Genomic DNA, 25,827 nt, shown 5'->3' on the forward strand with positions numbered 1-25,827 from the left:
CATTGAAAGGGGCAACCTGATGGATCTACGTAAACTCAAAACTCTGATCGACCTCGTCTCGGAGTCCGGTATTTCCGAACTCGAAGTGACCGAGGGCGAAGGCAAGGTCCGCATCGTCAAGAATGCGCCGCCGGTTTACGTCCAACCGTCCGTCTCATACGCCGCACCGCAATTCGCACAACCGGCGCCGTTCGGCGCTGTCGAAGCACCGGCAGCCCCCGCGGGCGCTCCGGCCACGCCGGCCGCCGCCGCGCCGCAGGGTCACGTCGTTACCTCGCCGATGGTCGGCACGTTCTACCGCGCGCCGTCGCCGGGCGCCGATCCGTTCGTGCAGGTCGGTGACACGGTCAAGGAAGGCCAGACCATCTGCATCATCGAAGCGATGAAGCTGCTCAACGAGATCGAGTCGGACAAGTCCGGCGTGGTCAAGGAAATCCTCGTCGAAAACGGCCAGGCGGTCGAATACGGCCAACCGCTGTTCGTGGTCGGCTAACGCGGCACGCACTATTTGCCGCCCGCGCGCCGCTCGTCCCGAGGCGCGCGACCGATCCTCTGCGGCAGCCGGCGTCGTGACCGACCCGGCGCCCATTGATGAGTCGAAAACCCGCTATGTTTGAAAAAATCCTCATTGCCAATCGTGGCGAGATCGCGCTTCGTATCCAGCGCGCCTGCCGCGAGCTCGGCGTCAAGACGGTCGTCGTCTATTCGGAAGCCGACAAGGAAGCCAAGTACGTGAAGCTCGCCGACGAGGCGGTCTGCATCGGCCCGGCACCGTCGAATCTGAGCTATCTGAACATGCCCGCGCTGATCAGCGCGGCCGAAGTCACCGACGCCGAAGCGATCCACCCCGGCTACGGCTTCCTGTCGGAGAACGCCGACTTCGCCGAGCGCGTCGAGCAGTCCGGCTTTACCTTCATCGGCCCGCGTCCGGAAACGATCCGCATGATGGGCGACAAGGTCACGGCCAAGCAGACCATGATCAAGACCGGCGTGCCTTGCGTGCCGGGTTCGGAAGGCGCGCTGCCGGACGATCCAAAAGAAATCGTGAAGATCGCCCGCCAGGTCGGCTATCCGGTCATCATCAAGGCGGCGGGCGGCGGCGGCGGCCGCGGCATGCGCGTGGTCCACACGGAAGCGGCGCTCGTCAACGCGGTCATCATGACCCGCGAGGAAGCCGGCCGCGCGTTCGGCAACCCGCAGGTCTACATGGAGAAATTCCTCGAGAACCCGCGGCACATCGAAATCCAGGTGCTGGCCGACTCGTTCAAGAACGCCGTGTGGCTCGGCGAGCGCGACTGCTCGATGCAACGCCGTCACCAGAAGGTGATCGAGGAAGCGCCGGCGCCGGGCATCGCGCGCCGTCTGATCGACCGCATCGGCGATCGTTGCGCGGACGCGTGCAAGAAGATGGGCTATCTCGGCGCGGGTACCTTCGAGTTCCTGTATGAGAACGGCGAGTTCTACTTCATCGAGATGAACACGCGCGTGCAGGTCGAGCATCCGGTGACCGAACTGATCACCGGTGTCGACATCGTGCAGGAACAGATCCGCATCGCGGCCGGCGAGAAGCTCACGTTCCGTCAGCGCGACATCCAGTTCCGCGGCCATGCGATCGAATGCCGGATCAATGCCGAAGATCCGTTCAAGTTCACGCCGTCACCGGGACGCCTGACCTCGTGGCATATGCCGGGCGGTCCCGGCATCCGCGTCGATTCGCACGCCTACAATGGTTATTTCGTGCCGCCGAACTACGATTCGATGATCGGCAAGCTGATCGCTTACGGCGCCACGCGCGAACAGGCGATCATGCGGATGCGCATCGCGCTGTCGGAAATGGTGGTCGAAGGTATTCAGACCAACATCCCGCTGCACCGTGAGCTGATGCTCGACGCGAAGTTCGTCGAAGGCGGCACCAGCATCCACTACCTCGAAAACCGGCTGGCCGCGCGTCAGCAGGTCGCGGAAGAAGCGTAAGTCATGAGCTATCGGGAACTGGTTGCCGAACTGGCGCGCGAGCACGCGGAGGAATTGTCCGACGCGCTGCTCGAGCTGGGCGCGCTGTCGGTGTCGGTCGAAGACGCCGACGCCGACACGCCCGACGAGCAGCCGCTGTTCGGCGAGCCCGGCCTCACGCCGGATCGCACGGCATGGCAGCATTCGCGCGTGATCGCGCTGCTCGCGCCGGAACACGATCCGGCCGTGCTGCTGACCGCCGCGGCCAACGAGATCGGACTCGATGCCGCGCCGGCATATACCGTGCGCGAGGTCGAGGAGCAGGACTGGGTGCGGCTCACGCAGTCGCAGTTCGATCCGATCCAGATCGGCGAGCGCATCTGGGTCGTGCCGTCGTGGCACGATGCGCCGGACCCCGAGGCGCTCGTGCTCGAACTCGATCCGGGTCTCGCGTTCGGCACCGGCAGCCACCCCACCACGCGTCTGTGCATGGAGTGGATCGAGCAGTCGATCAAGCCCGGCCAGTCCGTGCTCGACTACGGCTGCGGCTCGGGCATCCTCGCGATTCTCGCGAAGAAGTGCGGCGCCGATCCGGTGATCGGCATCGATATCGATCCGCAGGCGGTCGAATCGGCGCGTCACAATAGCGAACGCAATCACGCCGAAGTCACCTATGGCCTGCCCGACGCCTGTCCGGCCGGCGAATTCGACGTCGTGGTCGCGAACATTCTCTCCAATCCGCTCAAGCTGATGGCGTCGATGCTGTCGTCGAAGGTGAAGCCGGGCGGCCACATCGCGCTGTCGGGCATTCTCGCCCGCCAGGCCGAGGAGGTCGCGCAGGTCTACGCGCGCTGGATCGATATCAGCGTGTGGCGCGAACATGAAGGTTGGGTGTGCCTCGCCGGAACGCGCCGCGAAAGCAATTAGAATAAGGCGTATTGTCAACCTAACGGCCTCAGGCTTAACGGCTCGATATGCACCTGGCGACGCGTTGCCCCTTCTGCGAAACTGTCTTCCTTCTGCAACCGGCGCAGCTTGCGCAGCGCCGCGGCCTCGTGCGGTGCGGGCATTGCCAGGAAGTCTTCGACGCGTCGAGCAGTCTGTTCGACGTCTCCGAAGGCGGCGATTTTTCCACGGCCAAACCGGTTGCCGCCGCGGCGGCAATCGAAGCGCTGTCGGGTGTGCGGCAACCCAACCCGGACTTCAGCGGGGTCGCGTGGGACCCATGGGCGCCGGCTTCGGAACAAGACTCCACCAGCATTTCCCGCAGCACGCTCGATGCCCGTTTGCGCGACCACGCGAGCAGCGTGCCGCTCGCGCCGCTGCCGCCTGGCGGCAACGAGCACGCACCCGTCACATCGGGCACTCCTCGCCAGGCGACCGAACCGGAATTGCGCGCCGGCGCTTTCACGACACCGCTACCCGCGGACGATGAGCCGACGCTGGCCGACGCGCCGCTCGAACCCTTCGCCTATCCCGCCGACAACGCGGTCGATGAACCACCTGTTGTCCCGCCCACCGCGCCTGCTCCCCCACCGCGAGTCGAAGACGAAGCGCCGCGCGTCTGGCACAAGATCGAACGCCCGGAGCCGTCCACGCTCGATGAACCGGCGCTGCGCGAACCAGCAAGTCTGCATGGCATGCCCGACAACGAGCCGCACTTCGGCCCGGTCGGTGGGGGCGTGGGCGGCTTCGGCGCCGCCGCAGGCATGGGTGCCGCAGGTGCTTCGGGCGCCGGCGGTCCCGGCGGCCCGCGCCCGCCGGGCGGTCCGTCGCTCGCCCCATCGAGCGGCGAGCCATTCTCGGTTAATCCGCCCGTCAGCGATGGCGACGATCCGTTCCCGGTCGTGCGCGAAACCCGCCCGGTGGACGCCGGACGCGTCGGCTGGATCGTCGCCGGTGTGGTGCTCGCCGCGCTGCTCGTCATTGCGCTGCTCGCGCAACTCGCGTGGTGGCAACGCGAGACCGTGATGGTCAACCTGCCGCGCTCGCAGATCCTGTACGCGCAGGCCTGCGCGCATCTCGGCTGTCAGCTGACGCCGCCGCACGATATCGAAGGCCTGCTGGTCGAGCCCTCCGATCTGCGGCAGATCGACGGCCCGCACAAGCTCGAGTTGAAGATGCCGCTGCACAACCGCCTGAACATCGCGCTCGCCTACCCCGCGATCGAACTCACGCTGCTCGACGATCAGAACAACGTCGCCGTGCGGCGCGTGCTGTGGCCGCAGGATTACGTGCCGCCCGGCACCGTGATCGCGTCCGGCCTGCCCGCGCACGCGACGCAGACGATGATCGTGCACCTCGACACCGGCATCGCGATTGCCTCCAATTTTCGCGTACAGATTTTTTATCCGTAACGCACCCTCGCGCGCCCGCTCCCGAGCGGGCGCATCATTGTCATCACTGACGCCCTTTTCGGAGCACAACACATGAGTCAAGTCACGCTGGGTGGCAACCCGATCGAAGTAAGCGGCACGTTCCCGTCGGTCGGCCAGCAGGCCGCCGCATTCTCGCTGATCGGCCGAGACCTGAAGCCGCTGACGCTCGCCGACTTCGCCGGCAAGCGCAAGGTGCTCAACATCGTCCCGAGTCTCGACACGCCGACCTGCGCGACGTCGACGCGCAAGTTCAACGAAGCCGCCGCGAAGCTCAGCAACACGGCCGTCATCGTCGTGTCGGGCGACCTGCCGTTCGCGGCGTCGCGCTTCTGCACGACCGAGGGCATCGAGAACGTGGTGACCGCGTCGACGTTCCGCGGCCATGAGTTCGCGCAAGCGTACGGCGTCGACGTGACGAGCGGTCCGCTGACCGGCCTGACCGCGCGCGCGGTCGTCGTGCTCGACGAAAACGACAAGGTCGTGCACGCCGAGCTGGTCGGCGAGATCAAGAACGAGCCGAACTACGACGCAGCGCTCGCCGCGCTGAAGTAAGCCCTCTCGCGCGCGAACCACGGCGCCGCGCCTCGCGCGCGGCGCTGTCGGCGCGGCGCGTCTCTTCCCACCGCTTTCATACAGGAACGCTCGCCTTGGCTACGCTCATCTGCGGCTCGCTCGCGTACGACAACATCATGACCTTCGAAGGCCGCTTTCGGGAGCACATCCTGCCGGAGCAGGTCCACATCCTGAACGTAAGCTTTCTCGTGCCGACCATGCGTCGCGAGTTCGGCGGCTGCGCGGGCAACATCGCCTATGCGCTGAATCTGCTCGGCGGCGACGCACGCATCATGGGCGCGATCGGCGCCGTCGACGCACAGCTCTATCTGGACCGGCTCGCGCAGCTCGGCCTGTCGACGGAAAACGTGCTCGTCGTGCCCGACACCTACTCAGCGCAGGCGATGATCACGACCGACCTCGAGAACAACCAGATCACCGCTTTCCATCCGGGCGCGATGATGCAGTCGCATCAGAACCGCGCCGACGAAGTGGCGGGCCTGACGCTCGGCATCGTCGCGCCGGACGGCTATGACGGCATGGTCCAGCACTCCGAACAGCTTGCCGCCGCAGGCGTGCCATTCATCTTCGATCCGGGCCAGGGCTTGCCGCTGTTCGACGGCGAGACGCTGCGGCGCATCATTGAACTTGCTACTTATGTAGCGGTCAACGATTACGAAGCCGCGCTGGTGAGCAACAAGACCGGCTGGTCGATCGAACAGATCGCCAGCAAGGTCGACGCGCTGATCATCACGCTCGGCGAGAAGGGTGCGCAGATCCATCACGGCGGCGGTATCGAAGAGATTCCGGCGGTAACGGCCAGGCAGGTGCTCGATCCCACCGGCTGCGGCGACGCGTTTCGCGGTGGCTTGCTCTACGGTATCGAGAAGGGTCTCGGGTGGGCCACGACCGGCCGTCTCGCCAGCCTGATGGGCGCACTGAAGATCGAGCATCAAGGCCCGCAAAACTACGCGCCCAGTCGGGCGGAAATCAACGAGCGGTTCAAGCAGGCCTTCGGATACGACCTGCACTGATATCGCGTGCTATGGGAGTTTGGGAATGAGAACATCGAGTCGCCTGATCGTCGTCACCTTGTTCGCCGGTTCGCTGGCCATGTCGGGGTGTGCGGTCAACAGCAGCTCTCCCGACGTTTTCACCGCCTCGCAGGCGCAGCGTGAACAGACGGTTCGCATGGCCACGGTGGAGAGCGTGCGCGCGGTGCGGATCAGCACGAACGACGGTCAGCCGATCGGCATCGGCGCACTCGGTGGCGGGGCGCTCGGCGCGCTAGCCGGCAGCACGATCGGCGGCGGACGTGGCTCGGTCGCGACGGGTATCGTCGGCGGTATCGGCGGTGCGGTCGCCGGCAATGCAATCGAAAACCGCGTCGCCATGCGCGACGGTATCGAAATCACCGTGCGCCTCGACAACGGCGACATGCGCGCCGTCACCCAAACTGCTACCGGCGAAATCTTCCGCGCAGGCGATCGCGTGAGGCTGCTGTCGAGCGGCGGCGTCACGCGCGTCACACACTAAGCGCACCTCCCGCGCGGCGGCGCGTAGTTCAGCGCCGCGACGACGACTTCACACGCATGGGTCCTCACGGGTCCATGCGTGTTTTTTCTTTTCGGGACGACGGGCAAAAAAAACCCGCCACCGACACACCGGTAACGGGTCATTGACCGGGTGGCGCCCGCAAGAAATCGAGCACGACCCGGTCATCCGGCACATCGTACGATGTGTCGACTTACTGCTACTGCTTACGGACGGCTGCCCGTCGGGAACGGCCATGCCGCTGCCGGGTTCAGCGCGGTCTTCACCGTCGCCGCCGGTGCGCTCGAGACAGCGGGCGCAGCGGGAGCAGGCGCGGCCTTCTTGGCGACAGCCTTCTTCGCAGGGGCAGCCTTCTTCGCAGGCGCAGCGGCCTTCTTCGCGGCAGCCTTCTTGGCAGGTGCAGCTTTCTTGGCTGCAGCCTTTTTGGCAGGCGCCGCCTTCTTGGCAGCGGCCTTCTTCGCCGGTGCTGCCTTCTTCGCTGCGGCCTTCTTCGCCGGTGCTGCCTTCTTCGCTGCGACCTTCTTCGCTGCGACCTTCTTCGCTGCAACCTTCTTCACCGCGGCTTTCTTCGCCGGTGCTGCCTTCTTCGCCGCGACCTTCTTGGCTGCAACCTTCTTCGCCGCGACCTTCTTCACTGCGGCTTTCTTCGCCGGTGCTGCCTTCTTCGCCGCGACCTTCTTCGCTGCAACCTTCTTCGCTGCAACCTTCTTCGCGGCGACCTTCTTCACTGCGACCTTCTTCGCGGCGACCTTCTTGGCCGGAGCAGCGTTCTTAGCCGGAGCAGCCTTCTTTGCTGCGGTCTTCTTTGCTGCGGGCTTCTTGGCCGCGGCCTTCTTTGCAGTTGCCATCATTTTCTCCTTCAGGTTTTCAGATGAGGTCAGTTCAAACTACACCCTTCGTCAAAACCCGCTTCCCGCGGACGCTTCTCAGGGCGCGCGCTACGAAGCGGGCTATTCATCGGCGTACGCAGGTGCGGCGCGCTTACGCTAATGAATGCGGTAAGGCGCGCCGTGCCCGAAGGCACCGCGCGCCAAATCTGGTCGGCGTCGCAAGGCGACGCCGGCAATTGCTTGATCGGGCCGCCGGCAACGACGCCAGCGGCTTTTTCCGGGGGGAAGTTTGCCCATCCCACTGAAGGGTCCGCAAAGTGCCTGTCATGTTTGTGGGCCGTCAAGGCACCGGGCACGCTTTGCATCAGGCCGTTCTGCTCCTAACCCGGGGCGCCGCGGCCACAGGCGGCGGCATCCCCATCAATGAATACATCCGCGATACGAATCCCGGCTTACTCCCAGGAAAGCGCACCGCCAGTCTGATATTCGATCACTCGCGTCTCGAAGAAATTGCGTTCCTTCTTCAGGTCGATCATCTCGCTCATCCACGGGAACGGGTTTTCCTCGTTCGGGTACAGCGGATCGAGACCGATCTGCTGGCAACGGCGGTTGCAGATGAAGCGCAGATAGCTCTTGAACATCGACGCGTTGAGGCCGAGCACGCCGCGCGGCATCGTATCTTCGGCGTAGCGGTATTCGAGCTCGACCGCCTGCTGGAAGATCGCGCGAATTTCGGCGCGGAATTCGGCCGTCCACAGGTGCGGGTTTTCGAGTTTGATCTGGTTGATCAGGTCGATGCCGAAGTTGCAGTGCATCGACTCGTCACGCAGGATGTACTGGTACTGCTCTGCCGCGCCGGTCATCTTGTTCTGGCGGCCGAGCGCCAGGATTTGCGTAAAGCCGACGTAGAAGAACAGGCCTTCCATCACACAGGCGAACACGATCAGCGAGCGCAGCAGCGTCTGGTCTGCTTCGAGCGTACCGGTCTTGAAGGCCGGGTCGGTCAGCACGTGGATGTACGGAATCAGGAATTCGTCTTTCGCGCGGATCGACGGGACCTCGTGATACGCGTTGAAGATTTCGCCCTCGTCCAGACCGAGCGACTCGACGATGTACTGGTAAGCGTGCGTGTGGATCGCCTCTTCGAACGCCTGGCGCAGCAGGAACTGGCGGCATTCGGGCGCCGTGATGTGGCGGTAGGTGCCCAGCACGATGTTGTTGGCGGCGAGGGAATCTGCCGTCACGAAGAAGCCGAGGTTGCGCTTGACGACGCGGCGCTCGTCTTCGGTCAGCCCGTTCGGGTCTTTCCACAGGGCGATGTCGCGCGACATGTTCACTTCCTGCGGCATCCAGTGGTTGGCGCAACCCGCCAGATACTTTTCCCAAGCCCACTTGTACTTGAACGGCACCAACTGATTGACGTCAGTCTGGCCGTTGATGATGCGCTTGTCGGCGACATTGACGCGCGCTTCGGAAGCGGCCGCCGCGTTGGCAACCGCGTTGCCAATATGAGCGACGGGAGCGACAGCGACGTCGTTCGCGAAGACTTCTTGAGCGGAGGGAGCATGCGGAGCGGAACGCGTTCCGATTTGCGAATCAACAGCCGACCCCGCAGCGTTGCGCAACACGTTCGGTTGCGTCGCGCTCGAGGGAGTTACGGCAGTGATCTCGTCATCCCAGTTGAGCATAAATGTCACCATCAATTTAGAACGGTTTGTACCATCTTTTCACGAGCGATAAAAGAGTTCACTCGCGAAAATTCCTGTTTTCGATTCGCGTTGCTACGTTCATACAACACTTTGTTCGACATGCTGCGTGTGACCCATCCAGTGACGCGTGATGAACGCGAGTTGAACATGTGTTGCCGAGGTCCTTCGCGAACTCGAAGAGCAACGTTTCGACACGACGTTTCGTTGCTCTATCTATATGTATTGCGCAGTGCGTTCACGGCATCCGCCGACTGATCGATGGACTGATCGATGGACTGATCGATGGATTGATCGATGCCGCACGAGCCGCGCATCGCGAGAGTCGGCGGTGAGCCGTGTCGAGCGTGTTGCGTCAGCGTTGGCGGTCGAGGTGCGATGCCATGTCGTGCGATCGTCTGGTGTTGCCAACGGCTGGGTTGCTTCACTGCATCGACGAGCGGTGAGACTTCGATACTGCTCACCGCTCGTCGACCTGCTTTCTACTTCATCGACGGGGCGCGTCGCTCACCGCCTGCGGATCAGCACCTACGACCCTCGCGTGCAGTTAGCAAGCATCGCTCCCGCTGCTTGCCAATCTTTACTGGCAAGCCTCGCACTCGTCGAAGCCAGGATCGCCCGGACGCATCATGCAGACCGGACCATCCGCTTCGGGTGCCGCGTCGAGCGCGACCGCGGCAGTCGCTGCGACCGCTGCAGCAGCCTGGAAGCCGCCGCCCACACCACCCGCCGCGCCACCGCCCACGCCGAAGCCGCCTGCCGCGCCGCCTGCGCCACCCGAGCCGTCATGACCCGAGCTCACCGCGTTCAGCGCGCCGTGCGCGACCGTCGACTTCTCGACGTGCGTCGCCGCCATCGTGCGCAGGTAGTAGGTGGTCTTCAGTCCGCGCAGCCATGCGAGCTTGTAGATCTCGTCGAGCTTCTTGCCCGATGCGCCCGCCATGTAGATGTTCAGCGACTGCGCCTGGTCGATCCACTTCTGACGACGCGAAGCCGACTCGACGAGCCACACCGGATCGACTTCGAACGCGGTCGCGTAGATCGCGCGCAGGTCGGCCGGGATGCGGTCGATGCGCGACAGCGTGCCGTCGAAGTACTTCAGGTCGGCGACCATCACTTCGTCCCACAGGCCGCGCGCCTTCAGGTCGCGCACCAGGTAGTCGTTGACCACCGTGAACTCGCCCGACAGGTTCGACTTCACGTACAGGTTCTGATAGGTCGGCTCGATGCACGCCGACACGCCGATGATGTTCGAGATCGTCGCGGTCGGCGCAATCGCCACGCAGTTCGAGTTGCGCATGCCGTAGGTCGAGATACGCGAGCGCAGCGCGGGCCAGTCCATCGACTCGCTCGAATCGACCTCGACATAACCGCCGCGCGCCTCGGCGAGCAGCGCCACCGAATCCTGCGGGAGGATGCCGCGATCCCACAGCGAACCGCGGTAGCTCGAGTAGCGGCCGCGCTGTTCGGCAAGCTCGGTCGACGCGTAGTACGCGTAGTAGCAAACCGCTTCCATCGAGCGATCGGCGAACTCGACCGCTTCCTGCGACGCGTACGGCGTGCGCAGCACGTGCAGGCAGTCCTGGAAGCCCATGATGCCGAGGCCGACCGGACGGTGCTTGAGGTTCGAGTTGCGCGCCTTGGCGACCGCGTAGTAGTTGATGTCGATCACGTTGTCGAGCATGCGCATCGCGACGCTGACCGTGCGCTTCAGCTTGTCGTGGTCGAGCGCGAGCGTGCCGTCGGCCTGCTCCTTCAGGTGCGCGACGAGGTTCACCGAGCCGAGGTTGCAGACGGCGATTTCGGCGTCGCTCGTGTTCAGCGTGATTTCCGTGCATAGGTTCGACGAATGGACGACGCCGACGTGCTGCTGCGGCGAGCGCACGTTGCACGGATCCTTGAACGTGATCCACGGATGGCCGGTTTCGAACAGCATGCCCAGCATCTTGCGCCACAGTTGCGCCGCCGGGATCTTCTTGAACAGCTTGATCTCGCCGCGGGCGACCTTGTCTTCGTAAGCCGTGTAAGCCGTTTCGAACTCGGCGCCGAACTTGTCGTGCAGGTCCGGGCAGGTGGACGGCGAGAACAGCGTCCAGTCGCCGCCTTCCATCACGCGCTTCATGAACAGGTCGGGAATCCAGTTCGCGGTGTTCATGTCGTGCGTGCGACGACGGTCGTCGCCGGTGTTCTTGCGCAGCTCGAGGAATTCCTCGATGTCGAGGTGCCACGATTCGAGGTACGCGCACACCGCACCCTTGCGCTTGCCGCCCTGGTTCACGGCGACCGCCGTGTCGTTGACGACCTTCAGGAACGGCACCACGCCCTGCGACTTGCCGTTGGTGCCCTTGATGTGCGAGCCGAGCGCGCGCACACGCGTCCAGTCGTTGCCGAGGCCGCCGGCGAACTTCGACAGCAGCGCGTTTTCCTTCAGCGCTTCGTAGATGCCGTCGAGGTCGTCATCGACCGTGGTCAGGTAGCAAGACGACAGCTGCGAGCGGCGCGTGCCGGAGTTGAACAGCGTCGGCGTCGAACTCATGAAGTCGAAGCTCGACAGCACGTTGTAGAACTCGATCGCGCGCGCTTCGCGGTCGATCTCGTTCAGCGACAGACCCATCGCGACACGCATAAAGAATGCCTGGGGCATTTCGATACGCACGTTGTCGTGATGCAGGAAGTAGCGGTCGTACAGCGTCTGCAGACCGAGGTAGCCGAACTGCAGGTCGCGGTTCGCGTCGAGCGCGGCCCCGAGGCGCTTCAGGTCGAACTGCAGCAGCTTGTCGTCGAGCAGCTCGGCTTGCACGCCGCGCTTGATGAACTGCGGGAAGTACTCGCCGTAGCGCTCGCCCATCTCGGCTTGCGTGACTTCCTCTTCGAGAATCTCGCGGCGGATCGTATGCAGCAGGATGCGCGCGGTGACCTGGCTGTAGGCCGGGTCCTTTTCGATCATCGTACGGGCAGCGAGGATCGCCGAGTCGTACACCTGGCTCATCGGCACGCCGTCGTACAGGTTCTTCACCGTTTCCGCGACGATCGGCTCGGCGCTAACGGCGTCGCCGAGGTTCGCGCACGCGGACTCGATGATGCCGCGCAGCGCAGCCATGTCCAGCGCACGCGTGATGCCGTTGTCGGTCACGTTCAGGCCCGGGGTGCTGGCGCTTTCCGCTGTCTGACCTTCAAGAGCGTCATGCGCGCGCGCCTGGTTGCGCTTCTCGCGATACAGCACGTAAGCACGCGCGACGTTGTGTTCGCCGCCGCGCATCAGCGCGAGTTCGACCTGATCCTGAATGTCTTCGATATGGAACGTGCCGCCATTCGGACGGCTGCGCACCAGCGCGCGCACCACGTTCTGCGTGAGTTGCTCGACCAGTTCGCGCACCCGTGCCGACGCCGCGCCCTGACCACCGTTGACGGCGAGGAACGCCTTCGTCACGGCGATCGCGATTTTCGACGGCTCGAACGACACCACGCTGCCGTTGCGGCGGATCACCTTGTAGTCGGCGTAATTCGCTTGCGCCGCGAGTGCCTGCGCGCCTTGGGTCTGGCCGAAGGCCTGGCCAGTCGGTGAGCCCTCGTAACGGGTCGTCACGTTGTCGGTGGTTTGCATGTGCAAAGCTCCTGGTCTTGGAAATATTGCGGCGAGTGCCGCGGATTAAATCGAACGCCGCGCCGCCGCGTGCGATGAGGTGCAGGAAGGCCGGCTACGCCGGTTGGCGGGATGCAACTGCGAGGAAGCCTGGTTCGATTTGATGACGGTCTTCATCGGGTCGGTCGCGATCACTGGCTGGTCCTTTCCTGAATGCTTCTGGATGCGGCCGGAGATCCCCTACCGGCTGCGCCCCAGGAATTTTTTTCGCTGTCTGGAATGCTTGCGGCGCCATGCTCGGGGAGCGGGACGCCGCAGACTTATCCACTCCTATTCACTCGGTTATGCACATGGTTATTCACAGCACAACACAAGATATAGTGCGAAACTCAGTTGTTGGCACCAAGTATAGTGGAGTTTCGAGACAGGTCAAAAGGTTTTATTTGCGCTCGCAGTCTTGACTTTTGCTTCACGCGGCGCGCAGAAGCTCCCCGGAGAAGCAGGCTGCGCCTCGTTCTCCGTGGATCACGCAAGATCGTGCGAAGGGGTTACCGCGTTTCGGAAAACTTGAGATAGGGGAAATACCGCCCGTCGAGCAACGTGTCGCGCTGCAGTCGCGGCCACTCGAAATACGGACCGGGATCGCTCTTGCGACCGGGTGCGATGTCGGAGTGGCCGGCAAGCGCGTCGATCGGATAGCGTGCCTTCAGTGCTCTGACGAGCGCGGCGAGCGTGCGGTATTGCGCCGCTTCGAAGGCCATGGTGTCGCTGCCTTCGAGCTCGATGCCGATCGAGAAATCATTGCAGCGCTCGCGGCCGAAAAAATTCGACGGCCCCGCGTGCCACGCGCGCTCGTTGCACGACACGAACTGATCGAGTGCGCCATCGCGATGAATCACGAAATGCGCGGACACGCGCACGCCGCGCAGATGCGTGTCGTAGTACGGGTGAGTGTCGCAGTCGAGCGCGTTCTGGAACAGCTCGGCAATCGCGGTGCCGCCGAACTGGTTCGGCGGCAGGCTGATGTTGTGAACGACGATCAGCGTCGGCAGCGCGCCTTGCGGCCGCGCTTCGAAGTTTGGCGAGGCAAGCTTGCGTGCGGCAGGAACCCAACCGTCGGCATCGACGGTGTACGCGCCGCTCATCGGGCGTCGCGGCCGCTCGGACGCGCGCCGTGGCGCTGCGCGTGCGCGGTGCAGCAGAACGCCTGCCCCGCGACGCTGACCGAGTCGCTCTTCGGTGCGTGCACGCCGCACTCGACGCAGCGGATCATCGGCTCGGCAAGCTGCGGCTGTTGCCCATTCGAAGAACGCGCGCCGCCATTCGCGGTGCCGGCAGCGTTGGCGCCGCCGGCACCGGTGCGTTGCGCGGATTGCGCGTCGTGGCGGCGCAGCGCCTTCACGAGCCATTGACCGACGATGAACAGCAGAATCAGCAAAAAGATTTGTCGCATGGGGAGACTCACACCACGGGCCGGTGCAACAGCACCTCGAAAACAAAACGGCTGCCGACGTACGCGAGCAACAGCGCGACGAACGAGGCCAGCACCCAGCGCAATGCCGCACGGCCGCGCCAGCCGGACACCTTGCGCGCGGTCAGCAGCGCGCCGAACATCACCCACGAAAGAATCGCGAACACGGTCTTGTGATCGAGCCGCAACGCGCGGTCGATCAGCTGCTCGCTGAACAGGATGCCCGACAGCAGCGTCAGCGTGAGCAGCACGAAGCCGGCGCCGATCAGACGGAACAGCAGCTTCTCGAGCGTGAGCAGCGGCGGCAGCGCGTCGAGCCAACTCGACCACCAGCCATTGTCCGCCGCCGCGTGCCTTTGCGCGAGACCACCGCGCATCGAATGCAGACGCCGCTCGACCGCCAGCATCAGCACCGCGTGCAGCGCCGCGATCGCGAACAGACCGTACGCGATATTCGCAATCAGGAAGTGCAGCTTGAACATCGGCGCGGCCGCATACGGCAGCACGCGCACGCCGCCGAACGCGAGCGGCAGCAGCGACGCGACGCACGCGAGTGGCAACACCAGCAGGCGCAGTCCGTCGAGCGGGAAAAAGAAACTCTCGATCCAGTAGATGCCGGCGCCGAGCCAGAACATCGCCGACAGCGCGAACGCGAAGCCAAACACCATCGCGTTCTGCGGGAAGATCGTGGTATGCAGCAGCACGCCGTGAGCGAGCAGCGCGACGAACAGCAGCGCGCGCCCGGGCGCGCTCATGCCGGAGGCCACCAGAGCGCCCGCGTTGGCGGCATGACCGGGCAGCGGCAGCACGCTCTCGAGCAGCGGCCGCACGGCCGCGTGCCGGTGCGAGCGCCAGCCGGCCACGGCAAGACCGCCATAGAGAAGCGCGGTGAGGGCATACAGTACAATATCCATATTCGAAGTTTACACTAGGGCCCTACTCCGCGACGTCTTGCGCTTCGCGCGCTGCGCGGGCCCCACCGTTCATCGCTCCCCATGCTCGACAATCTGACTCAACGGATGGCGCGCGTCGTCAAGACGCTGCGCGGCGAAGCCCGGCTCACCGAGGCGAACACCCAGGAAATGCTGCGCGAGGTGCGTCTCGCACTGCTCGAGGCCGACGTGGCGCTGCCCGTCGTGCGCGAGTTCATCGCGAAGGTCAAGGAGAAGGCGCTCGGCGAGGAAGTGATCTCCAGCCTGTCGCCGGGTCAGGCGCTCGTCGGCGTCGTGCAGCGCGAACTGACCGCGGTGATCGGCGGCGATTACGAAGGCAAGGCCTCCGAACTCAATCTCGCCGTCGCGCCGCCCGCGATCATCCTGATGGCGGGTCTGCAGGGCGCCGGCAAAACGACTACGGTCGGCAAGCTCGCCAAGCTGCTGCGCGAGAAGTACAAGAAGAAGGTGCTGACCGTTTCGTGCGACGTCTATCGTCCCGCCGCCATCGCGCAGCTGAAAACGGTGACCGAGCAGGTCGGCGCGGACTTCTTCCCGTCGGAGCTGAACCAGAAGCCGGTCGACATTGCCCGCGCCGCGCTCGACTGGGCCAAGCGCCACTATCACGACGTGCTGCTCGTCGACACGGCCGGCCGTCTCGGTATCGACGAGGTGATGATGAACGAAATCACCGCGCTGCACGCCGAGCTGAAGCCGGCGGAAACGCTGTTCGTCGTCGACGCGATGCTCGGCCAGGACGCAGTCAACACCGCGAAGGCGTTCAGCGACGCGCTGCCGCTCACCGGCGTCGTGCTCACCAAGCTCGACGGTGATTCGCGCGGTGGCGCGGCGCTCTCGGTGCGTCACGTGACGGGCAAGCCGGTCAAGTTCGTGGGTGTCGCCGAAAAACTCGACGGCCTCGAAGTGTTCCACCCGGACCGCATGGCGAGCCGGATTCTCGGCATGGGCGACATTCTCGCGCTGGTGGAGGAAGCGCAGCGCGGCGTCGACGTGCAGGCCGCGCAGAAGCTCGCCGACAAGGTCAAGAAAGGCGGCGACTTCGACCTCAACGATTTCCGCGCTCAGCTCACGCAAATGAAGGGCATGGGCGGCCTGTCGTCGCTGATGGACAAGCTGCCCGCGCAGTTTCAGCAAGCCGCGGCCGGCGCCGACATGAGTCAGGCCGAGAAGCAGATGCGCCGCATGGAAGGCATCATCAACTCGATGACGCCGGCCGAGCGCGCCAAGCCCGAACTGATCAAGGCGACCCGCAAGCGCCGCATCGCCGCAGGTGCGGGCGTGCAGGTGCAGGAAGTCAACCGCATGCTGAACCAGTACGAACAGATGCGCACGATGATGAAGAAGCTCAAGGGCGGCAACCTGCAGAAGATGATGCGCGGCATGAAGGGCATGATGCCCGGCATGCGCTAAGCTTGATGGGACCGGCGCGCGCTCGCGCCGAGTGCGGCGCGGCTGACTTCGGCATTGTGCGGGTTTATTCTGTAGCGCATTGCGCCGTCCCTCGCGGGAACGTCTCTCGGGACGTTGCCACTCACACTATGTATACAGTTACCGTCCGTCAGACGTCATGAACCGCGAAGAAGCCTTCCATATTTTTCAACACTCCGAAGAGATAGTTTCGGCCTCGGACGTCACTGCGTCGATCGCCCGCATGGCGGCTGCCATCCGCGACGAGATGAGCGAGGACTTCCCGCTCGTGCTGTCGGTGATGGGCGGCGCCGCAGTATTCACCGGCATGCTGCTGCCGCACCTCGATTTCCCGCTCGAGTTCGACTACATCCACCTGACGCGCTACCGCAATACGACGAAGGGCAGCAACGAGATGCAATGGCGCGTCGCGCCGGCCGAGTCGGTCAAGGATCGCGTGGTGCTCGTGCTCGACGACATCCTCGACGAAGGCGAGACGATGGCCGCAATCCGCGACCGCATCCTCGCGATGGGCGCGAAGCGCTTCCTGTCCGCGGTGCTGTGCGAGAAGATCATTCCGAAGGCGAAACCGCTGCGCCCCGATTACTGCGGCTTCGAAGTGCCGGACCGGTACGTGTTCGGCTGCGGGATGGATGCGAAGGGCTACTGGCGCAACCTGCCGACCATTCGGGCGTTGACCGAGGGAGCGTGAGCGGGGCATCCGCCCCGCCCCACCGGCGAAAAAAAAGCAGCCTGCCTGGCTGCTTTTTTATGGCTGCGACGGTGGCAATGCGCGCACCGGCTCGCGTTTCACAGCTTGTGCACGAAAGAGCGGATTCCACCGAGCATCATCTCGACTGAAATCGCGACGAGCACGAGCCCCATCAGCCGCTCGAACGCCGCCATCACACGTTCACCGAGCCACGCCTGAATGCGCTCGGCGAGCATCAGCACGATCGCACAGATGATCATCGTGACGGTCAGCGCGCCGACCCACTCGACCGTTTTGCCCGGCGCCTGCGAGGTCAGCAGCATGACCGTCGCCAACGCCGACGGACCCGCTAGCGCAGGAATCGCGAGCGGCACGATCAGTGGCTCGCCGCCGCGCGCGTCGCCGCCGAACGGACCGTCCGGATGCGGAAACACCATACGCAGCGCAATCAGAAACAGCACGATGCCGCCGCCGATCCGCAACGACTGGTCGCTGAGGCTCATCATGCGCAGAAAGCTCTGCCCGAGCATCATGAACACCAGCAGGATCGCAAACGCGATCGCGACCTCGCGCAGGATCACGACCGTGCGACGCTCCGGCGCCACACCGCGCAGACAGCTGACGAAGATCGGGATGTTGCCGAGCGGATCGGTGATCAGGATCAGCAGCACCGTCGCGGACAGGAAGGTGTACTCCACCGCCCGCTCCGCTTAGTTCGCCAGCGCCGCGCGCACTTTGCCGATCACGGTCTGCGCGGCATCCGCGACCGGCAGCAGCGTCGCTTCGGCCTCGCGACGGCCCTGATACTCGATCTTGCCGTCCTTCAGACCACGGTCGCCGATCACCAGTCGATGCGGCACGCCGATCAGTTCCCAGTCGGCGAACATTACGCCCGGCCGCTCGCCGCGATCGTCGAGGATCACGTCGATACCGGCCGCGACGAGTTCCGCGTACAGCTTGTCGGCCTGCTCACGCACCGCGTCGCTGCGGTCATAGCCCATCGGGCACAGCACGACTTCGAACGGCGCAATCGACTCCGGCCAGATGATGCCCTTGTCGTCGAAATTCTGTTCGATCGCGGCGCCGAGAATCCGCGTGACGCCGATGCCGTAGCAGCCCATTTCCATCGGCCGAGGCTTTCCGGTTTCGTCGAGACAGGCCGCGTTCATCGCTTCGGAATACTTGGTGCCGAGCTGGAACACGTGGCCCACTTCGATGCCGCGGCAGATGTCGAGCACGCCCCTGCCGTCCGGCGACGGATCGCCCTTCTTCACATTGCGGATGTCGGCGACGACCGGCTCCGGCAGGTCGCGGCCCCAGTTCACGCCGGTGGTGTGATAGTCGACGTCGTTCGAGCCGACCACGAAGTCGCTCATGTTCGCGACCGTGCGGTCCGCGATCACCTTGACCGGCTTCTTCGTGTTGATCGGACCGAGATAGCCCGGCGGTGTGCCGAACGTCTCGACGATCTCGGCTTCGGTCGCCATGCGGAAATTACCGAGGCCCGGGAGCTTGGCCGCCTTGATCTCGTTCAGATCATGATCGCCGCGCAGCATCAGCAGCCAGATCGTCGGCTCGGCGCCTTCGTTCTCGGTGGCGAGCACGACCGACTTGATCGTGCGTTCGAGCGGAATGTTCAGCAGTTCGGCAACCGCCTCGCACTTCGCCTTGCCGGGCGTCGCGGTCTTCTTCATCTCTTCTGCCGGCGCCGCGCGCTCTGCGATCAGCGGTAGCGCTTCGGCCGCCTCGACGTTCGCGGCGAAATCGGAGGTCGGGCAATACGCGATGTCGTCTTCGCCGGTGTCGGCGATCACATGGAACTCATGCGAGCCGCTGCCGCCGATCGAGCCGTTGTCGGCCGCCACCGCGCGGAAGTCCAGACCGAGGCGCGTGAAGATGCGCACGTACGCGTCGTACATCTTGCGATACGACTCGCGCAGACCCTGCGCGTCCTTGTCGAACGAGTACGCGTCTTTCATGATGAACTCGCGGCCGCGCATCACGCCGAAACGCGGACGGATCTCGTCGCGGAACTTCGTCTGGATCTGATAGAAGTTGACCGGCAGTTGGCGATAGCTCTTGATCTGGTTGCGCGCGATGTCGGTGACGACTTCCTCGTGCGTCGGGCCCATCACGAAATCGGCCTGCTTGCGGTCTTTGAAGCGCAGCAGCTCGGGACCGTACTTCTCCCAGCGCCCCGATTCCTGCCACAGTTCGGCCGGCTGCACGGCCGGCATCAACAGCTCGATGGCGCCCGCCCGGTTCATTTCCTCGCGCACGATCGCTTCCACCTTGCGGATCGAACGCAGGCCGACCGGCAGGTAGTTATAGATACCGCCCGCGACGCGACGGATCATGCCCGCGCGCACCATGAGCTTGTGGCTGATGATTTCGGCGTCGGCGGGCGCTTCTTTGAGAGTGCCGATAAAGAAACGGGAAGCTTTCATTCAAGGTGTCCAAAAGCGGCGGCTTCCGGTAGGACCGCCAGAAAAGGGGAAAATGAGGGAAATCGACACAGATCCGCGGCGAAGCCGGAAGGGTTCGCCCGACTGGCGGCGCCCTGCCCCCGTGCGGCGCCGAAACCGCCGCGCAAAGCCTCTCTCACAAGGGATAGGCACGGAAAACCGACAGGCTACCGCAAACCCGGGCCTGTTGCGGCGAATCGCTCCATTCTGATGCGATTCGGTGCGTAGGGTCCGTTATCTGTTTATAATCAAAGCAATTTTAAAGGATTCGAAGGTGGTTGTATGCTGGATCGTGAAGGCTTTCGCCCGAACGTCGGCATCATCCTCTTGAACGCGCACAACGAGGTGTTTTGGGGCAAACGACTCCGTGAACATTCCTGGCAGTTTCCGCAAGGGGGCATCAAATATGGTGAGACCCCCGTGCAAGCGATGTATCGGGAGTTACACGAAGAGACCGGGCTGCTTCCTGAGCACGTCAAGGTGATCGGTCGCACGCGCGACTGGTTGCGTTATGAGGTGCCTGACAAGTTCATCAAGCGCGAAGTACGCGGTCATTACCGCGGCCAGAAACAAATCTGGTTTTTGCTCCGGATGGTAGGACGCGACTGCGACATCTGTTTGCGCGCCACCGACCACCCTGAGTTCGATGCGTGGCGTTGGAACGAGTATTGGGTGCCGCTCGACTGTGTGATCGAGTTCAAGCGGGATGTGTATCAGTTGGCGCTTACGGAGCTGTCCCGTTTCATGCGCCGGCCTGCGCCGCGTGCGGAAAAACCTGGCGGGCATCATGGGTCGCGTTATCCCCGGATAGCGTCGTCGATGCAAAGCCCGCCGGATTCCACGGTAAGCACGGTGGTCACCACCGTCACGACCGTAACTTCGGTCAGCGTCGAAACTTCGACGCACGTGCTGGTCGCGCCGGATTGCGGTCCCGGCTCACCGGATGCCAACATGAGATCGGAGGATGAGCGCGAAACGGCCGAAGCCGACGAGGCCGTCGCCCCGTTAGTACGACGAGGCGTGCGCGATTAACCATTCCAGGCGGCGGCTCGCGCCGCCTCTCTCTGGCGCGGCTTTCGAGCCGCGTCTGTCTCTCGAGGGAATCAGATTGAAAGCACTTGCATTCGCCGTGGCGTGCGTCGCCACCGGCGCCCTGCTGGCAGGCTGTTCGAGCGCCGGCAAACCGACCAACAAAGACGACAGCGAGTTCACCTATCTGCTGGATCGCAAGAGCAACTGGGTTGAAAACAAGGTCGACACGTTGCCGCCGCTGCCCTCCGACGCGAACCTGCTGCCGTTCGAAGTCTCCGGCAATACGCCGCTGCAATTTGCGATCGACCCGAAGTCCGTCAGCGTCGGCGACGACGGCGTGGTGCGTTACACGGTGGTCGTCACGAGCCCGGGCGGTGCGCGCAACGTCAATTACGAGGGCATCCGCTGCGACACGTATGAATGGCGTCAGTATGCGGGCCTGAACGCCGATCATGACGGCTGGGACACGACGGTCGCAAACCCGTTTTCGCGGATAGAAAACGGCGCGCTGAATGCGTACCAGGCCGCGTTGTATCAGGACTATATGTGCGCAAACAAGATTCCGACCGGCAGCGCGCAGCACATCGTCGAGAACATTCGTTACAAGCGCACGCAGACGTCGCAGATTCATTGAGGCCGGTTGCGCGGCGCGCGCCCGACTCAGGCGCCGTTGCTTATCCGTGACGATTAAAAAGCCGTTCCAGCCTGCGCTGGAACGGCTTAATTGTTGGTTCTTCATACGCGCGATATGCGCGCCGCCTCGCAGATCAAAGCACCACGAGATTGTCGCGATGAATCAGTTCGGGCTCGAGCATATAGCCGAGCACTGACTCAATTTCGCCGCTCGGACGCCGCTGGATCAGTTTGGTTTCCGCGCTGCTGTAGTTCGTCAAACCACGTGCGACCTCGCGGCCTGACGCGCTCAGACACGCGATCACCTCGCCGCGCGCGAATGCACCCTGCACACCGACGATGCCGATCGGCAGCAAGCTCTTGCCGCCGGCGGTCAGTTTTTCGACCGCGCCGTCATCGATCACGACGTGGCCGCGCACCTGCAGGTGATCGGCCATCCATTGCTTGCGCGCCGCCATGCGCGCGGTGCGCGCGATCAGTTGGGTGCCGATCGCCTCGCCGGCCGCCAGTCTCACCAGCACGTCCGACTCGCGCCCACTCGCGATCACCGTATTGGCGCCGCTATGGGCCGCACGCTTCGCAGCGAGAATCTTGGTCAGCATGCCGCCGCGGCCGAGGCTCGAGCCCGCACCGCCCGCCATCGCCTCGAGCTCGGGCGCGCCGGCGTCGGCTTGCTGGACGAGTGTCGCGGTCGGGTCCTTGCGCGGATCTGCGGTGAAGAGGCCTTGCTGGTCCGTCAGAATGATCAGCGCGTCGCCCTCGATCAGATTGGCAACCAGCGCGCCGAGCGTGTCGTTGTCGCCGAACTTGATTTCGTCGGTGACGACCGTGTCGTTCTCGTTGATGATCGGTACAACTCCGAGCCCCAGCAGCGTGAGCAGCGTGGAGCGAGCGTTCAGATAGCGCTCGCGGTCAGCAAGGTCAGCGTGAGTAAGCAGGATCTGCGCAGTCTGGATGGAATGTTCCGCGAAGCGGCTTTCGTACACTTGCGCGAGACCCATCTGACCGACCGCCGCGGCCGCCTGCAGCTCATCGATTTCACGCGGCCGCTTCGTCCAGCCGAGCCGCTGCATGCCCTCGGCGATCGCGCCCGAGCTGACCAGCACCACTTCCTTGCCTTGCGCGCGCAGTGCGGCAATTTGCGCGGCCCAGCGGCCGATCGCCGCATGATCGAGGCCGCGCCCGTCGTTCGTGACGAGACTCGAACCGACTTTGACGACCAATCGCCGTGAATCTGCGATGACGGAACGCATTGTGCGCTGTCTCCCAAGATGACGCGTGATGCATACCGGCACCCGCCGCTGGCGCCGGCGCTCGAGTTGTTATTCCTGCGGATCGGTGCCGGCTTCGCGGGTCGCGGCCGGTACTTGCGTCCCGTCGCGGAAACGCACGTCGGAGGCCAGGTCTTCGGCTTCGGCCGCGCGTTGCGCGTCGGAGTGCTCGGCGAGGTAGTCGAACACGGCGTAGCAAAGATTTTCACAGCCCTGGCCAGTCAGCGCCGAGATCTCGAACACCGGACCGTCCCAGCCGAAGCCTTCGAGGAACGCCGCCACGCGCGCTTCGCGATCGTCCTCAGGCACCATGTCCAGCTTGTTCAGCACAAGCCAGCGCGGCTTCTGATAAAGCTCTTCGTCGTACTTGCGCAGTTCGTTGACGATCGCCTTCGCTTCGGCGACCGGATCGATCGATTCATCGAACGGTGCGATGTCGACGATGTGCAGCAGCAGCCCGGTGCGCTGCAGGTGACGCAGGAATTGATGGCCTAGGCCGGCGCCTTCCGCCGCGCCTTCGATCAGCCCCGGAATGTCGGCAATCACGAAGCTGCGGCTCGGCCCGACGCGCACGACGCCGAGGTTCGGCGCGAGCGTGGTGAACGGGTAATCGGCGATTTTCGGCTTCGCGTTCGACACCGACGAGATAAACGTCGACTTGCCCGCATTCGGCATGCCGAGCAGACCGACGTCGGCCAGCACTTTCAGTTCGAGGCGGACCATGCGGCGCTCGCCCGGCTTGCCGTCGGTCTTCTGACGCGGCGCGCGGTTCGTGCTGGACTTGAAATGGAGGTTGCCGAGGCCGCCGGCTCCCCCTTGCGCGATTTGCATGCTCTGGTTGTGCTCGGTCAGATCGGCGATCAGCTCGCCGGTTTCCATGTCCGTGATGGTGGTGCCGACCGGCATGCGCAGCGTGATGTCATCACCACCCTTGCCGTAGCAATCCGAGCCGCGGCCGTTTTCGCCGTTGCGCGCCAGATGTTTTTTCGCGTAGCGGTAATCAATCAGCGTGTTGATGTTGCGGTCAGCCACCGCGATCACGCTGCCGCCCCGGCCGCCGTCACCGCCATCGGGGCCGCCGAACGGGACGAACTTCTCGCGGCGCATCGACGCGCTGCCATCCCCTCCGTCGCCGGCGATGACTTCAATCCTCGCTTCGTCAATGAACTTCATGTGTTACTCCGTCCCGTGGTGTACTGCCCGATTCGATGCAGGGGTTGATACTGATTGGATGCTGCTATTTTGCCGCGCGCGCCGCGCGTTGATCAATCGACCGACCGGCATAGTCCGCCTATGAGGAGCGGTCGGCTGCGCGGCTTGGGCGCCAAGCTAAAGGGGCGCCGCAATAAAAAAAGCCCCGCGAACTTCGCGGGGCCTTTTTCCGGTCCTGAAGCCCGTGCCTGATTAAACTCAGGCTGCCGGGACGACGGAAACGGTGTGCTTCTTCGCCGCGCCCTTCGTCGAGAACTGGACGTGGCCGTCCTTCAGCGCGAACAGGGTGTGATCCTTGCCCATGCCGACGTTGTCGCCAGCGTGCATGCGCGTACCGCGCTGACGCACGATGATGCCACCAGCATTGATAGCCTGGCCGCCGTAAACCTTCACGCCGAGGCGCTTCGATTCGGAGTCGCGGCCGTTTCGGGACGATCCGCCTGCCTTTTTGTGTGCCATTTGATTTGCTCCTTAACCGGTGCGCTTACGCGTTGATCGCGTCGATGCGCAGTTCGGTATAGTTCTGGCGGTGGCCGCCATGCTTCTGGTAGTGCTTCCGGCGACGCATCTTGAAGATCGTCACTTTGGCGTGACGACCTTGCGACACGACGGTAGCCTTGACGGAAGCCCCACTGACCAGCGGCGTACCGAACTTAATCGATTCGCCTTCGCCCACTGCGAGAACCTGGTCGAGCGTGATTTCAGCGTCAATGTCTGCCGGTATCTGTTCTACTTTAAGTTTTTCGCCGACGGCAACCTTGTACTGCTTGCCACCGGTTTTTATGACCGCGTACATTGAGAACCTCACTCTGTATTCATTTTTCCCACGCACCGCGCGCGGAAACTGTCGATTATACATAGAGTTAGCTGCTCGGTCAAAACCTGCTTGCCAAACCGTCTACCGTCCGGCTTCGCCCTCCCTCGCAGGCGCTCGCAGATGGCATACCTGCGACGCGCGGCGCCCCGCAGACGGCCTTGGCAGGCGCCCCGCGCGCCATGCGGAGCGCATCCACGCCGCAGCCGACGACCCGGAAGCGCCCCGATCGCCTTATAATTCGCGGCACTACCCAATTCAGCCATCATGTCGTCGACTGCCACCACCTCCCCCAACGTCGCCAGCCTGCTTGCTCCAATCGCCGAAGACATGCAGCAGGTCAATCGCGTCATCCGGCAACGTCTTGCGTCGGACGTGATGCTGATCAATCAGATTTCCGAGTACATCATCAGCGCCGGCGGCAAGCGGCTGCGGCCCGCGCTGCTGTTGCTGGTGGCGGGCGCGCTCGGCGATACGACGGGGCACCGGCACGAGCTGGCAGCGGTCGTCGAATTCATCCACACGGCCACGCTGCTGCATGACGACGTGGTCGACGAGTCCGACCTGAGGCGCGGTCGCCAGACCGCCAATGCGCTGTTCGGCAACGCGGCGAGCGTGCTGGTCGGTGACTTTCTTTACTCACGGTCGTTCCAGATGATGGTCGGCGTGGGCAAGATGCGCGTGATGGAAATTCTGTCGGAAGCGACCAACATCATCTCTGAAGGCGAAGTGCTGCAGTTGTTGAACATGCACGATGCCGACGTCGACGAAGCCCGTTACATGCAGGTGATCCGCTACAAGACCGCAAAGTTGTTCGAGGCGGCCGCCCAGCTCGGCGCGGTGCTGGCCGGCGCGGACGCGAAAACCGAAGCCGCCGCCGCCGAGTACGGTCGTCGCATCGGCACCGCGTTCCAGATCATGGACGACTGGCTCGACTACACGGGGACGGCCGAGTCGATGGGCAAGAACGCCGGCGACGATCTGCGCGAAGGCAAACCGACGCTTCCGCTCATCTATCTGATCGAACGCGGCACGCCCGAGCAGTCGGCGCTTGCGCGCGAAGCCATCGAGCAAGGTGGCACCGACCGTTTCGATACCATTTTCGACGCGATCACGCGCTCGGGCGCGCTGGATCACACGCTCGAGTGCGCGAAACAGGAGGCGCATGCAGCCGCGGCAGCAATATCGTCATTTCCCCATTCCATTTTCAAGGAGAGCCTGCTAGAATTATGCTCTTACTCGACGGCAAGACAGTCTTGAACGAGACTGAAACACCGAATTAGTGTGAATCGAGTCAGCAG

The 25,827-nt window shown here is 63.9% G+C and carries 25 protein-coding genes; 12 read left to right on the plus strand and 13 right to left on the minus strand.

Annotated elements, in window-relative coordinates; translation table 11 throughout:
* The first annotated feature begins 19 nt into the window (after nt 1-19).
* The 7 genes from accB (at nt 20) to HDG34_RS06360 (ending at nt 6,419) form a co-directional block, all read left to right on the plus strand.
* On the plus strand, nt 20-493 hold the full coding sequence (accB, locus tag HDG34_RS06330; RefSeq protein WP_184058519.1) for an acetyl-CoA carboxylase biotin carboxyl carrier protein: 474 nt from the start codon (nt 20-22) through the stop codon (nt 491-493).
* Nucleotides 494-609: 116 nt separating this feature from the next.
* On the plus strand, nt 610-1,974 hold the full coding sequence (gene accC / locus HDG34_RS06335) for an acetyl-CoA carboxylase biotin carboxylase subunit (RefSeq protein WP_090801904.1): 1,365 nt from the start codon (nt 610-612) through the stop codon (nt 1,972-1,974).
* A gap of 3 nt (nt 1,975-1,977) precedes the next feature.
* A complete protein-coding gene (gene prmA, locus HDG34_RS06340) occupies nt 1,978-2,880 on the plus strand; it encodes a 50S ribosomal protein L11 methyltransferase (RefSeq protein ID WP_184058521.1) in 903 nt (300 codons plus the stop codon).
* Nucleotides 2,881-2,927: 47 nt separating this feature from the next.
* The gene (locus HDG34_RS06345; protein ID WP_184058523.1) at nt 2,928-4,310 is read left to right on the plus strand and encodes a zinc-ribbon and DUF3426 domain-containing protein; all 1,383 of its coding nucleotides are present in this window, start codon (nt 2,928-2,930) and stop codon (nt 4,308-4,310) included.
* Nucleotides 4,311-4,382: 72 nt separating this feature from the next.
* Nucleotides 4,383-4,883: a thiol peroxidase gene (gene tpx, locus HDG34_RS06350; RefSeq protein ID WP_090801909.1), complete on the plus strand. Its 501-nt coding sequence runs from the start codon at nt 4,383-4,385 to the stop codon at nt 4,881-4,883.
* Between the two features lie 95 nt (nt 4,884-4,978).
* Nucleotides 4,979-5,917, plus strand: coding sequence for a carbohydrate kinase family protein (locus HDG34_RS06355; protein WP_184058525.1), 939 nt, complete (start codon nt 4,979-4,981; stop codon nt 5,915-5,917).
* Nucleotides 5,918-5,942: 25 nt separating this feature from the next.
* Nucleotides 5,943-6,419 (plus strand): hypothetical protein, encoded by a 477-nt coding sequence (locus HDG34_RS06360; RefSeq protein ID WP_184058527.1) that lies wholly within the window; start codon nt 5,943-5,945, stop codon nt 6,417-6,419.
* A gap of 224 nt (nt 6,420-6,643) precedes the next feature.
* Here the strand turns inward: HDG34_RS06360 and HDG34_RS06365 are convergent, their stop codons facing one another.
* From HDG34_RS06365 to HDG34_RS06395, 7 genes are all read right to left on the minus strand, one after another.
* On the minus strand, nt 6,644-7,285 hold the full coding sequence (locus HDG34_RS06365) for a histone H1-like DNA-binding protein (RefSeq protein WP_184058622.1): 642 nt from the start codon (nt 7,283-7,285) through the stop codon (nt 6,644-6,646).
* Nucleotides 7,286-7,314: 29 nt separating this feature from the next.
* Nucleotides 7,315-7,632, minus strand: a complete 318-nt coding sequence (locus HDG34_RS06370; protein WP_084754174.1) for a hypothetical protein — start codon at nt 7,630-7,632, stop codon at nt 7,315-7,317.
* A gap of 87 nt (nt 7,633-7,719) precedes the next feature.
* Complete coding sequence (locus tag HDG34_RS06375) at nt 7,720-8,955, minus strand: ribonucleotide-diphosphate reductase subunit beta (RefSeq protein ID WP_090805471.1); 1,236 nt, start codon at nt 8,953-8,955, stop codon at nt 7,720-7,722.
* Nucleotides 8,956-9,553: 598 nt separating this feature from the next.
* Nucleotides 9,554-12,577, minus strand: coding sequence for a ribonucleoside-diphosphate reductase subunit alpha (locus tag HDG34_RS06380; RefSeq protein WP_184058529.1), 3,024 nt, complete (start codon nt 12,575-12,577; stop codon nt 9,554-9,556).
* Nucleotides 12,578-13,104: 527 nt separating this feature from the next.
* Nucleotides 13,105-13,701, minus strand: coding sequence for a 1,6-anhydro-N-acetylmuramyl-L-alanine amidase AmpD (gene ampD, locus HDG34_RS06385; protein ID WP_184058531.1), 597 nt, complete (start codon nt 13,699-13,701; stop codon nt 13,105-13,107).
* Nucleotides 13,698-14,009: a PP0621 family protein gene (locus HDG34_RS06390; RefSeq protein WP_184058533.1), complete on the minus strand. Its 312-nt coding sequence runs from the start codon at nt 14,007-14,009 to the stop codon at nt 13,698-13,700. The genes ampD and HDG34_RS06390 overlap by 4 nt, the downstream gene beginning before the upstream one ends.
* An 8-nt stretch (nt 14,010-14,017) precedes the next feature.
* Nucleotides 14,018-14,941 carry an inner membrane protein YpjD gene (locus HDG34_RS06395; RefSeq protein ID WP_184058535.1) on the minus strand — a complete coding sequence of 308 codons (924 nt, stop codon included), beginning with the start codon at nt 14,939-14,941 and terminating at the stop codon, nt 14,018-14,020.
* Between the two features lie 81 nt (nt 14,942-15,022).
* On the opposite strand from HDG34_RS06395, the gene ffh reads away from it, so the two are divergent.
* Nucleotides 15,023-16,390 carry a signal recognition particle protein gene (gene ffh / locus HDG34_RS06400; protein ID WP_090801921.1) on the plus strand — a complete coding sequence of 456 codons (1,368 nt, stop codon included), beginning with the start codon at nt 15,023-15,025 and terminating at the stop codon, nt 16,388-16,390.
* Nucleotides 16,391-16,547: 157 nt separating this feature from the next.
* Nucleotides 16,548-17,099, plus strand: a complete 552-nt coding sequence (locus HDG34_RS06405) for a hypoxanthine-guanine phosphoribosyltransferase (RefSeq protein WP_184058538.1) — start codon at nt 16,548-16,550, stop codon at nt 17,097-17,099.
* Nucleotides 17,100-17,197: 98 nt separating this feature from the next.
* Here HDG34_RS06405 and HDG34_RS06410 read toward each other — a convergent pair whose 3' ends face one another.
* Nucleotides 17,198-17,797 (minus strand): MarC family protein, encoded by a 600-nt coding sequence (locus tag HDG34_RS06410; protein WP_184058540.1) that lies wholly within the window; start codon nt 17,795-17,797, stop codon nt 17,198-17,200.
* 12 nt (nt 17,798-17,809) lie between these two features.
* The gene (locus HDG34_RS06415; RefSeq protein WP_090801925.1) at nt 17,810-19,546 is read right to left on the minus strand and encodes a proline--tRNA ligase; all 1,737 of its coding nucleotides are present in this window, start codon (nt 19,544-19,546) and stop codon (nt 17,810-17,812) included.
* A 300-nt stretch (nt 19,547-19,846) separates the two neighbouring features.
* Between HDG34_RS06415 and HDG34_RS06420 the strand changes: the two genes are divergently transcribed.
* Nucleotides 19,847-20,596 (plus strand): RNA pyrophosphohydrolase, encoded by a 750-nt coding sequence (locus HDG34_RS06420; RefSeq protein ID WP_090801927.1) that lies wholly within the window; start codon nt 19,847-19,849, stop codon nt 20,594-20,596.
* Nucleotides 20,597-20,672: 76 nt separating this feature from the next.
* The gene (locus tag HDG34_RS06425) at nt 20,673-21,230 is read left to right on the plus strand and encodes a CNP1-like family protein (protein ID WP_184058542.1); all 558 of its coding nucleotides are present in this window, start codon (nt 20,673-20,675) and stop codon (nt 21,228-21,230) included.
* 133 nt (nt 21,231-21,363) lie between these two features.
* Here the strand turns inward: HDG34_RS06425 and proB are convergent, their stop codons facing one another.
* The 4 genes from proB to rplU all read right to left on the minus strand — a co-directional run bounded on the left by proB (nt 21,364) and on the right by rplU (nt 24,508).
* Nucleotides 21,364-22,482: a glutamate 5-kinase gene (gene proB / locus HDG34_RS06430; RefSeq protein ID WP_184022882.1), complete on the minus strand. Its 1,119-nt coding sequence runs from the start codon at nt 22,480-22,482 to the stop codon at nt 21,364-21,366.
* A 69-nt stretch (nt 22,483-22,551) separates the two neighbouring features.
* Entirely contained in the window at nt 22,552-23,673 is a 1,122-nt protein-coding gene (gene cgtA / locus HDG34_RS06435; RefSeq protein WP_184058544.1) for an Obg family GTPase CgtA, read from the minus strand.
* A 237-nt stretch (nt 23,674-23,910) separates the two neighbouring features.
* Nucleotides 23,911-24,171 carry a 50S ribosomal protein L27 gene (rpmA, locus tag HDG34_RS06440; RefSeq protein ID WP_184058546.1) on the minus strand — a complete coding sequence of 87 codons (261 nt, stop codon included), beginning with the start codon at nt 24,169-24,171 and terminating at the stop codon, nt 23,911-23,913.
* Between the two features lie 25 nt (nt 24,172-24,196).
* Nucleotides 24,197-24,508, minus strand: a complete 312-nt coding sequence (gene rplU / locus HDG34_RS06445) for a 50S ribosomal protein L21 (RefSeq protein WP_007180329.1) — start codon at nt 24,506-24,508, stop codon at nt 24,197-24,199.
* Between the two features lie 285 nt (nt 24,509-24,793).
* On the opposite strand from rplU, the gene HDG34_RS06450 reads away from it, so the two are divergent.
* Entirely contained in the window at nt 24,794-25,786 is a 993-nt protein-coding gene (locus HDG34_RS06450) for a polyprenyl synthetase family protein (RefSeq protein ID WP_184058549.1), read from the plus strand.
* Nucleotides 25,787-25,827 lie beyond the last annotated feature (41 nt).

It is taken from the genome of Paraburkholderia sp. HC6.4b, assembly GCF_014200875.1.
GTDB classification, from domain to species: Bacteria; Pseudomonadota; Gammaproteobacteria; order Burkholderiales; family Burkholderiaceae; genus Paraburkholderia; species Paraburkholderia tuberum.